At 70.1% G+C, this 10232-nt stretch carries 11 protein-coding genes; 8 read left to right on the forward strand and 3 right to left on the reverse strand.

Annotated elements, in window-relative coordinates; genetic code table 11:
* Positions 1–110: 110 nt before the first annotated feature.
* Complete coding sequence (locus ACFWXQ_RS48620; RefSeq protein ID WP_386270399.1) at positions 111–1322, reverse strand: CaiB/BaiF CoA transferase family protein; 1212 nt, start codon at positions 1320–1322, stop codon at positions 111–113.
* 176 nt (positions 1323–1498) lie between these two features.
* On the opposite strand from ACFWXQ_RS48620, the gene ACFWXQ_RS48625 reads away from it, so the two are divergent.
* The 6 genes from ACFWXQ_RS48625 to ACFWXQ_RS48650 are packed head-to-tail and all read left to right on the forward strand — an operon-like array spanning position 1499 to position 6359.
* Positions 1499–2008 carry a PaaI family thioesterase gene (locus ACFWXQ_RS48625; protein ID WP_383957376.1) on the forward strand — a complete coding sequence of 170 codons (510 nt, stop codon included), beginning with the start codon at positions 1499–1501 and terminating at the stop codon, positions 2006–2008.
* 4 nt (positions 2009–2012) lie between these two features.
* On the forward strand, positions 2013–2864 hold the full coding sequence (locus ACFWXQ_RS48630; RefSeq protein WP_386270400.1) for an enoyl-CoA hydratase-related protein: 852 nt from the start codon (positions 2013–2015) through the stop codon (positions 2862–2864).
* A gap of 29 nt (positions 2865–2893) precedes the next feature.
* Positions 2894–3346, forward strand: coding sequence for a MaoC family dehydratase N-terminal domain-containing protein (locus ACFWXQ_RS48635; protein ID WP_386270401.1), 453 nt, complete (start codon positions 2894–2896; stop codon positions 3344–3346).
* A complete protein-coding gene (locus tag ACFWXQ_RS48640; protein ID WP_383955601.1) occupies positions 3343–3765 on the forward strand; it encodes a MaoC/PaaZ C-terminal domain-containing protein in 423 nt (140 codons plus the stop codon). Before ACFWXQ_RS48635 ends, ACFWXQ_RS48640 begins: the two co-directional genes overlap by 4 nt.
* Before the next feature lie 4 nt (positions 3766–3769).
* The gene (locus ACFWXQ_RS48645) at positions 3770–5242 is read left to right on the forward strand and encodes a class I adenylate-forming enzyme family protein (protein ID WP_383955598.1); all 1473 of its coding nucleotides are present in this window, start codon (positions 3770–3772) and stop codon (positions 5240–5242) included.
* Positions 5232–6359 carry a serine hydrolase domain-containing protein gene (locus ACFWXQ_RS48650; RefSeq protein ID WP_383955595.1) on the forward strand — a complete coding sequence of 376 codons (1128 nt, stop codon included), beginning with the start codon at positions 5232–5234 and terminating at the stop codon, positions 6357–6359. The genes ACFWXQ_RS48645 and ACFWXQ_RS48650 overlap by 11 nt, the downstream gene beginning before the upstream one ends.
* Positions 6360–6407: 48 nt before the next feature.
* Here the strand turns inward: ACFWXQ_RS48650 and ACFWXQ_RS48655 are convergent, their stop codons facing one another.
* Positions 6408–7589 (reverse strand): amidohydrolase family protein, encoded by a 1182-nt coding sequence (locus ACFWXQ_RS48655; RefSeq protein WP_383955592.1) that lies wholly within the window; start codon positions 7587–7589, stop codon positions 6408–6410.
* A gap of 99 nt (positions 7590–7688) precedes the next feature.
* Positions 7689–8489, reverse strand: a complete 801-nt coding sequence (locus ACFWXQ_RS48660; RefSeq protein WP_190229826.1) for a FadR/GntR family transcriptional regulator — start codon at positions 8487–8489, stop codon at positions 7689–7691.
* A 183-nt stretch (positions 8490–8672) separates the two neighbouring features.
* On the opposite strand from ACFWXQ_RS48660, the gene ACFWXQ_RS48665 reads away from it, so the two are divergent.
* On the forward strand, positions 8673–9521 hold the full coding sequence (locus ACFWXQ_RS48665; RefSeq protein WP_383955589.1) for an enoyl-CoA hydratase-related protein: 849 nt from the start codon (positions 8673–8675) through the stop codon (positions 9519–9521).
* Positions 9518–10232 (forward strand): DUF2889 domain-containing protein (locus ACFWXQ_RS48670; RefSeq protein WP_386270403.1); only part of this gene is annotated, 715 nt, incomplete at its 3' end. The genes ACFWXQ_RS48665 and ACFWXQ_RS48670, both read left to right, overlap by 4 nt.

The raw sequence follows: 10232 nt of genomic DNA on the forward strand, positions 1-10232 counted from the left end.
CCCCTAAAGACCTAGGGGCGCGGGGAACTGCGCAGTCTTTTGGGGGTTCGGGGGCGTAGCCCCTGAGTTAGTGACGGGAATGGGTAGGGGCGGCGGGGGCGAAAGAAACCTCACACAACCCCCCGCGCCCGCAACCCCACCAACTGCCCCTCCGTCACCCCCGCCAACCTGCCCAGGACTTCCCCGGTGTGCTCGCCGAGACCCGGCGGCGGGGCGTAGCCCTCGACGGGCGTCGCCGTGAAGCGGATCGGGTTGGCGAGAAGCGGAAGACGCCCGGACACAGGGTCGTCGACATCGACCAGCATCCCCCGATGCTGAACCTGAGGGTCGGCGAAAACCTCGGGCAGCTCGTTGAACGGCCCGGCCGGAACGTCGTGTTCGTCCAGAACGGCCAGCCACTCGTCCCGCGTACGAGTGAGCATGATCTCTTCGAGCACCGGCAGGATCTCCGCACGATGGGCGATCCGCGCGGAGGTCGTACCGAACCGCGGATCCTGCAGAAGGTCGCTGCGGCCGGCCGCAGTACAGAACGCGGCGAACTGCTTGTCGTTGCCGGCGACAAGGAACAGCGGCTTGTCCTTGCACAGGAAGGCCTGTGAAGGGACCCCGCCGTAGCCGCCGTTGCCGCGCCGCTGCGGTACCTCGCCGGAGACCAGGTAGTTCATCGCGAAGTGCGAGAGCGAGGCGAGCCCGCAGTCCAGCAGGGAGAGGTCGATGAACTGGCCCTCACCGGTGGCGTCCCGGTGCCGCAGCGCCGCCAGGACGGCCGTGGAGGCGTACAGCCCGGTGAGGATGTCGACCATGCTGACCCCGACCTTCATCGGCTCGTCGGGGTGTCCGGAGACGCTCATCATCCCGGACATGGCCTGGAAGATGCCGTCATAGCCGGGACGAGCGGCGTACGGTCCGGTCTGGCCGAAGCCGGTGACCGACAGATACACCAGGCGCGGGTTGACCTCGCGCAGGCTCTCGTGGTCGAGGCCGTACTTCGCCAGCGTCCCCGCGCGGAAGTTCTCGACGAGGACGTCCGAGCGGGCGGCCAGGGCGCGGATCAGCGCCTGGCCCTCGTCGGTGGCGTGGTTGACGGTGACCGACTGCTTGTTGCGGTTGCAGGAGAGGTAGAAGGCGGCCGTGTCCGTGCGGTCGCCCTCGGGACCGGCCGCGAAGGGCGGGCCGTACGTCCGTGAGTCGTCGCCCGATCCGGGGCGCTCGACCTTGATCACCTCCGCGCCGAGGTCGGCGAGCATCTGGGTGGCCAGCGGGGCCGCGAGGATGCGGGACAGGTCGAGGACGCGGATTCCGGCCAGGGCGGTCGACGGCATCGAGGGGCCTCCCTCTGGGAGGGCGCTCCATGCCGGAGCGCCCTGTGGCGAGCGAGCTAATGAGTTATATAAATAATACATCTGGAGTCCGGGCTCGTCCCGTACGATTGCCTCAACTATTCAATTCATGTAACTATATCGATCGGCCGGACAGGCCGAGACCGGAGGGCGTGCGGATGACCGTCGCGGCGAGGACCCTCACCGACCAGGAGCAGCGCGAACGCCGTGCGTGGTTCCGGGCCCGCTGGGAGCGCGGGGTCGCGTTCAACCGCAACTGCCGTATGCGCATGCTCCGTTGGGACCCCGACGGCGTCGAGGTGGCCCTTCCGTACGCGGAAGCCCTCTCCGCCCACGAAGGCGTCTTCCATGGCGGAGTGATCTCGGCATTGATCGACACCGCGGGCGCCGGAGCCGTGATCGCCGGGCACGACTTCCAGAAGGGGAGCCGGCTGAGCACCGTGTCGATGTCGGTCCAGTACCTCGCGCCCGCCCGCGGCCGGGAGGCCGTCGCCTTCGCGCGGTGCGTCAGACGAGGTCACCGACTGCACTTCGCCGACGTCGACGTGCGGATGACCGACGGACGCATCTGCGCCCGGGGTCAGGTGGTGGTGACCATCTCGGGGGAGCGGCCCGGCGTCGGTGACCCCATCGAATCGCTGACCATCGAACCGCCGACCGAGGAGTGACGTGATGCCCGAGGAGCCCGCCCAGGACCAGGACCTGGTGCTCTACGAGGTCGACGAGGACGGCGTCGCGACCGTCACCCTCAACCGGCCCGAGCGCAAGAACGCGTGGAGCATCCCCATGGAGCGCCGCTTCTTCGCGCTCCTCGACGAAGCCGCCGAGGACCCCGCCGTCCGGGTCGTGGTCATCACGGGCGCGGGCCGGGCGTTCTGCCCCGGCATGGACGTCCAGCGGCTGGAACAGAACGCACAGCCGGGCCAGTCCCTCAACCTCCAGGCCCGCGTCCCCATGTACAGCAGGCGGAACATGCCGAAGCCCCTGATCGCCGCCGTCAACGGCGCCTGCGCGGGCATCGGCCTGGTCCAGGCACTCATCTGCGACATCCGCTTCGCCGCCCGCGGGGCCCGCTTCACCACCGCCTTCACCCGGCGCGGCCTGGCCGGCGAGTACAACATGCCGTACGTGCTGCCACGCGTCGTCGGCCTGGAGAACGCGCTCGACCTGCTGCTGTCGGGCCGGGTCTTCGACGCCGACGAGGCGAAGGAACTCGGCCTCGTCAGCCGCGTGGTGGAACCGGAGGACCTGCTCGACGCCGCCCGTGCCTACGCCCGCGACATCGCCCGCAACTGCTCCCCGCGCGCCATGGCCGTCGTACGCCACCAGGTGTACGGCGACCTCGACCGCGACTTCACCGGGGCGCTCGCCCGCTCCTACTCCGCCATGGAATTCTTCGCGGGCTCGCCGGACTTCCGCGAGGGCGTCGCCAGCTTCGTGGAGAAGAGGGAGCCGAAGTTCGAGGGACTGCCTCCCGACTTCGACCCGGACGAAGCCACCCGAGACGCCTTCCTGCCGTACTGAACCCCCGTACCGACCGAGGAGACTGGACGATGACAGGGCAGCCGTTCCCCGTCGAGGCCGGGCACATCATGATGTTCGCCCGCGCCATCGGCGACGAGACCCCGGCCCACCGGGGCGAGACCGCACTCGCGCCGCCCACCTTCACGATGGCGAGCGCCCAGTACGACCCCGGCCATCGCCTGCGGCCAAGGCCGGGCGAGGAGTGGTTCGGATCGGGGGGCGGTCCCGGGGTGATGCCCGAAGGCGGCGGCGGGCTGCACGCGGAGCAGCACTTCGAGTACCACCGCCCGGTCCGTGCGGGGGAGACCCTGTACGCGACCACCGTCCCCGGACGCAGCTGGGAGAAGCAGGGCCGCACCGGCCGCCTGCTGTTCAGCGAGCGTGTCACCGAGTACCGGGACGCCGCCGGCGAACCCGTCGTCAGCGCCCGGACCGTGGCCGTCGTGCCCGAGGGCCCCGCAACCCCGAAGGACGCACGATGAGCCTGAGCGCGGACGGCATCAAGGTCGGTGAGACCCGGGAGAGTGTGCTGGTCGGGGACCTGAAGCGCACCCGGATCGTGCAGTACGCGGGCGCGTCGGGCGACTACAACCCGCTGCACACCGACGAGCGGTTCGCCACCGAAGTCGCGGGCTATCCCGGCGTGTTCGCCCATGGAATGCTCACGATGGGCATGACCGGCCGGGTCCTCACCGACTGGGTCGGCACCGAGGCACTGCTGACCTTCGGTGTGCGCTTCAAGGCCCAGGTCTGGCCCGGGGACACCCTGACGGCCACGGCGACCGTCGAGTCCGTAGAGGACACGGCGGCCGGACCGGTCGCCCACTTCTCCGTGCGCACCGTCAACCAGAACGGCGCCGAGGTGGTCACCGGCATCGCGGCGGCCCGGCTGGAGCCCTGAACCGATGGGCGGCGCGCAGAAGGCCGTAGCGGCACCCACCTGGACCGCGATGGTGAGCCGTGCCTACGACCACGCGCGCCCCGCCGTCCGGTTCCGCGACCTGAGCTGGACAGGACGCGAACTCCTCGACCGGGCGGGCGGCGCGGCCGACCTGCTGGACACACTCGGCCTCGCCCCCGGGGAACCGGTACCCGCACTGATCGCGACCTCCGCCGACGCCCTCGCGCTGGTCATCGGCGGCGCGGGATCGGGCCACCCGCTCGCCCCGCTCGGCGTCCGCGCGACCCCGTACGAGATCGCGGCGGTGGTCAAGGCGTCGGGGTCCCAAATCCTCCTGGCCCAGCCGGAGTTCGCCGAACTCGGTGAGCAGGTGGCCCAACTGGTCGGCTGCCCGGCCGTCGTCGTTCCCGAACCGCGCCCGAGCGGGCGGGCGTTGACCGCCGAGCCCGACGCGCTCGCCGCCGTCCTGCACACCTCCGGTACGACCGGCATCCCCAAACCCGTCCCGATGACACAACGCAGGCTGGCAGCCCGCGCCCACGTCAACGGCCGGCTCTGCGCGCTCGACCCCGACAGCTTTTACGGAGGCAGCGCGCCCTTCCACCACATCGCGGGCCTCGGCAACATCGCCGTCGCCCTGGCCGCCGGCGCGCTGATCACCGGCCTGCCGCGCTTCACCGTCGAGGGCTGGGCCCTGCTGCGGGAACTCGGCACCACCCACACCAGCATGGTCCCCGCGATGCTGGAAACACTGCTGACGGCGGGTCAGGCCCGCCACGAAGGGCTGCGCGTCCTCCAGTACGGCGGCGCGCCCATCCGCCCCGGCACACTGCGGCGCACGTACGAGGCGATGCCCGGTGTCCGCATGCTCAACATGTTCGGCCAGACGGAGGGCTCGCCCATCAGCGTGCTCACCCCCGAGGACCATCGCGAGGCGGTCGCCGGGCACACAGCCCTGTTGCGGTCCGTCGGACGGGCTGCCCCGGGTGTCGAACTGCGGGTCCGCGACGCCGGACCCGACGGGGTCGGCGAGATCCACGCCCGCGCCGACCATCTCTTCCGGGTGGACGCCGAGGGCTGGCTGCACAGCGGCGACCTGGGCCGGGTGTCGGAGGACGGCTATCTCTACCTGTCCGGCCGACGCACCGACATGATCATCCGAGGTGGCGAGAACGTCCACCCGCTGGAGGTGGAGACGGTCCTCGCCTCGTACCCCGGCATCGCGGACGTGGCGGTCGCCGGCGCGCCGGACGACCGGCTCGGCCAGACCGTCGTCGCCTTCGTCGTACCGTCCGACCGAGACGACCCACCGGAACCGGCGGCGCTCAGGGCGTACGCCCGCGACCGCCTGTCCGGGTTCAAGGTGCCTGTCCGCTGGTGGTTCGTGGACGAGCTGCCGCGCAACGCCAACGGCAAGGTCGTACGCCGCGACCTGCGGGAAGCGCCGGTCAACAAGGGAGACTCGTATGACACTTGACCACTCCGTCGTCGCCCCGGAAGCCGTCGGTGTCGACCCGCACCGGCTCGACGTACTGCTGCGAAGGATCCGGCTGGAGGTCGACCACGGACCGCTGCCGTCGGCTCAGGTCGCCGTCGCCCGGGGTGGTCGGCTGGTGGCCTTCGAGACCTGGGGTGACGCCCGTCCGGACACCCGGTACGTCCTGCAGTCCGTCGGACGGTCGATCGTCGCGGGCGTCGTGTGGAAGCTGATCGGTGACGGGCTGCTGGACGTGGGTGAGCAAGTCGCCGCGATCATCCCGGAGTTCGCGCCGAACGGGAAGGAGGCGGTGACGGTCGAGCACGTCCTCACGCACACCGCGGGCTTCCCCTTCGCACCGCTCGGGTACCCGAAGATGCTCGACCGCGAGCAGCGGCTCGCCGCGTTCGGCCGCTGGCGGCTCGACACCCCGCCGGGCAGCCGCTTCCAGTTCCACCTCACCTCGGCGGCCTGGCTGATCGCCGAGATCGTCGAGCGGCGTACGGGCCTGACCTTCGCCGAGTACCTGCACGAGCGGATCGCCCGCCCGCTGGGCCTGTCCTCGATCGAACTCGGCGTCCCCGTGGACCGGCAGCCCGGCACCGTCGTACCGATGACCGCCACCGACCGCACGCACGACGACCAGGACCCCGACCCCTGGGGGCCCTGGTATCTGTCCGACCCGCGCGTGCTCGCGGCCGGCGAGCCCAGTCACGCACTGGTCGCCACCGCCGCCGATGTCGCCCTGTACTTCCAGGCGCTGGACCACTCGGGCCTGTGGAAGCCGGAAGCGGTGGCGGAGGGCACCCGGATCCGCCTGACGGAGCACCCGCACGGCGAACAGATCTACGGGGGCGGCAGCGGGCGGCGTACGAGCATGGGACTGTTCGTCACCGTGGCCGGACCGGACGCGGGCAGCCAACTGCCTTCCACGGGTTCGCCGTTGCTCTTCGGCAGCGCCGGCGCCGCGTACCAACTGGGCTTCATGGACCCGGAGTCCGGCCTGTCCTTCGCCTGTCTGAGCAACGGCTACCCGCTCGCGGGCTACGACCACTCGCGGCGCGGTACGGCCCTGCTCACCAACCTGGCGAACCTCGCGGCCGATCTCGCCGAGTGAGCCCGGTACCGATGTCGGTACCGGGCTCACTCGCGGAGACCGCCAGGCTCAACGGCTGATCAGCTGCTGCGCGTTGTTGTACATGATGTCGTCCTGGACCGACTCGTCGAGTTCCGCGAGGAGCTTGCGGTAGTCGGCCGGGTTGGCGATGCCCTCGGCGTGCGGGAAGTCCGAGCCCATCACGATGGACTCGTGATAGCCGAGACGCTTCACCAGGCTCGGGATGTCGTCCTCCGGGTAGGGCACCACGCGGATGTGCTTGCGGAAGACCTGGCTGGGGCGCTCGGCCAACTGGCCGCCGATCCAGGGGCCGTTGCGGCCCATGCCGCGGCTCTTGTCCATGTGGCGGACGAAGTGGGGCACCCACTCGGCGCCGAACTCGGACACCAGGACGTTGATGTCGGGGAAACGCCCGAAGAGGTTGTCGAAGATCAGCGCGGACAGCGTCTCCTCGATCGGGCGCTGGCCGTAGGTGTTCATCCACTGCCACGCGGACATCCGGAAGTGGATCGGGCTCGCGTCGTGGCCCCAGGCCGGGGCGACGTGCGAGTTGTAGTAGAACTCGCTGATGTGGTAGCAGACGCTGGCCTTGGCCTCGTTGACCAGTTTCCAGAACGGGTCGAAGTACGGGTCTCCGGGCGAGCGGCCGTACTGCGGGCCGGTCGGCAGCATGATGAACCGGGCGCCCTGCTCCAGGACGAACTCCAGCTCCTTCACCGCACTGTCCAGGTCGCGCAGGGACAGCAGGGCGGGGGAGTAGATGCGGTCGTTGTGGTTGAAGCCCCACACCTCGTTCATATAGCGGTTGAACGAGTGGTAGTTGGCGTAGAGCGGCTCGACGCCCTGTACATACTCCTCGGCGACGAGTGCCCAGCCGCCCGGGTAGATGATCGTCTGGTCCAGGCCCTGCTCGTCCATGACGCGCAGCCGGGCCTCGCGGTTCTGGTACGACTCGTGCATCGGCTCGAACTGGTACGTCTCGTCGGGGTTGCCCGAGGCCATCGCCTTGAGCATCTCCTTGAGCGAGCCGGGCCGGTAGACCTGCCCGAACTCGGGCTCCAGACACACCACGATCCGGTCCCCGGCGAGGATGACCTCACGGCCGTCCGGCAGGGTCACCGGCGCCACTGCCTGGCCGAGGAACTCCTTCGGGAGGTAGCGCGTGAAGGAGTCCCGTTCCTCGTACATGTGCTGGTCGCAGTCGAAGATCCGCTTGCGCTGTTCGGCCATGGCCGTCGCCTCCACCCTGAAGCCATTCAGTACGCCTCCTATAATTATCTAACTATTTGGAGAGCGCAAGGGAGGATGGGGAGGCGGTTGTTCGGACCGTCAGTCGATGAGCTCCAGGACCGTCTTCGGGCCCAGTGCGTTGACGACGTCGTCGGCGCTGGAGATGTGGCGCTGCCACAGCTTCTCCGCCTCGTCGGCCTTGCCGGCCTCGATCAGGCCGACCAGCCGGACATGCGCCCGGTGCCCCTTGAGGGCCTGCGCCTTCTGGGTCTCGGCGTCGGTGGCGGCCGCGGTGTACGAGGCGTTGGCCCGGTCGATGATGTTGCGCAGCATGCCGCACAGGAGGATCAGCGTCTGGTTGCCGGTGAGCTCGACCAGGAGGGCGTGGAAGGCGTCCTGTGCGTCCACCAGGGCCAGCGGGCTGTCCAGGACGGCCTTCTCGGCCGCCACCGCGTCGCGCAGCCGCTTGATGTCGTCCGCCGTGTGCTTGGTGGCGACCTGGCGCGCGCACGGCGGCTCGATGAGGGCCGCCGCCCGGTAGACGTCCCCGAGAGTGGCGCCGCGGTACTCCAGGATCAGCCCGGCGAAGCGGGCCGCGACGTCCGAGTCGGGCGCGCTCACCCGGGCGCCGCCGTGCGCCCCGCGCCGGACCGTGATGAGGGACTCCGACTCCAGGACGCGGAACGCCTCGCGCAGCGTCGGCCGCGAGATGCCGAACTGCTCCATCAGCCCCGACTCCGGCGGCAGCGCGTCGTCGGGCTTCAGCTCGCCCCGTACGATCTGGCGGCGCAGGTGTCCTGCGACCAGCTCGGCCGTCTTCGGTACGCGCACCTGGCGTCCGACGGGGCCGCGGGAGGGAGCGGGCACGATCGGCGTTTCTGCGCGGGCTGCCTCAGCCACGGTGGGCTCCTCATATAGCAAAATGAATCGTCTTAGTGCATCGAGGGTACCAGGTCAAGGGTCGGGTGATCATGTCCGTGCGGGACTTGGTCTGGTGTCCGGGCCGCCGTTGGGTATATAGATGATTCATCTAGCTATAACTTCATCCAGCCGTAAACCCGACGGGCCCGTGGAGTGACCTCGATGACCGAGAACCCGACCCCGGTGATCCTCACCGAGCTGACCGACGACGGGGTCATGCTCCTCACCCTGAACCGGCCCGAACGGCACAATGCCTGGACGCTGGAGATGGAGCTGCTCTACAACGAGCTGTTCGACCGCGCCGAGGCCGATCCGGCGGTTCGGGCCGTCGTACTGACCGGGGCGGGGCGCAGCTTCTGTCCGGGCATGGACATGAGTGTGCTGGACGGGGCCTCCTCCGGAGCGAGCCCGTGGCCGACCGGCGAGCTGCCGCCGCGCACCCGCCCCATGTCCTTCCCGAAGCCACTCGTGGCGGCCGTCAATGGCGCCTGCGCCGGCATCGGGTTCAACCAGGCGCTGATGTGCGACGTGCGGTTCGCCGTACCGGACGCCAAGTTCGCCGCCGCCTTCAGCGCGCGCGGCCTGGTGGCGGAGGACGGCGTGTCCTGGCTCCTGCCCCGGCTCGTCGGATACGGGAACGCGAGCGATCTGCTGCTCTCCTCGCGCCGGATCACCGGTACGGAGGCCCTGGTGATGGGCCTGGTCAACCGTCTGGTCGAGCCGGCGGAACTGCTCCCGACAGCGATCGCGTACGCGACCCGACTCGCCTCCTCGGCCAGCCCGTACGCGATGTCCCTGATCAAGCGGCAACTCGCCGACGACCAGTCGAGGAGCTTCACCGAGAGCCGCGACAGCGCGGCCGCGCTGCTCGCTACGGCGAAGCGGGCCCCTGACTACCGCGAGGGCGTACGCAGCTTCATCGAGCGCCGACAGCCGGAGTTCGCGGCGCTCGGGGCACCTCCGGTGCCGGAGGCGGCTGCGGCGCCGCTCCGGGAGGAGACCTCGTCATGACACGAGCCGAACTGCCCCTGCACCGCCGCACGATCACCCTGACCGCCCACGAGGAGGACGGTGACGAGATCTCGGTCGAAGCGGTGCTGAGCGACGAGCGACCCCGGGTGGAGCCCCCGGTCCGTGTCGTCCACCGGATGGCGCTCGAAGTGCGTATCCGCCTCGCGGACATGGTCGTCGTGCACGCGGACGCGGACATGCGCACCTTTCCGCACGCCGAGTGCCCGCTGATCACCCCGGTGTTCGACGCACTCGTCGGGCTGAGCGTCGCCGCCGGGTACAACCGGGCGATCCAGGAGCGGTTCCGAGGCGTGTCCGGCTGCTCGCACCTCTACGAGCTGGCCCGCGCCCTGGGGGGCCCGCTGTCGTCCAGGCGGCCATCTCGGCCAACGCGCGCCGCCGTGACGCCGGCGAGCCGTCCCATGACCCGCGCTCCACGGCGGGCGTGCTCAACAGCTGCCACATCTGGGCGCCGGGCGGGGTTGGCCTGCGCAAACTCGACGCGGGCTGGCGACCTGGGGAGGGGCCACGACCGGTTCCGGGGGTGGAGGCGTTCGGAGGGGCGTAGGTGGGGAGGGTTTTCGCCCCCGCCGCCCCTACCCATTCCCGTCCCTGACTCAGGGGCTCCGCCCCCGAACCCCCAAAAGATTGCGCAGTTCCCCGCGCCCCTAAACCTAGGGGCGCGGGGAACTGCGCGATCAGCCACAACCG

It is taken from the genome of Streptomyces sp. NPDC058697 (genome assembly GCF_042715345.1).
GTDB classification, from domain to species: Bacteria; Actinomycetota; Actinomycetes; order Streptomycetales; family Streptomycetaceae; genus Streptomyces; species Streptomyces liliifuscus.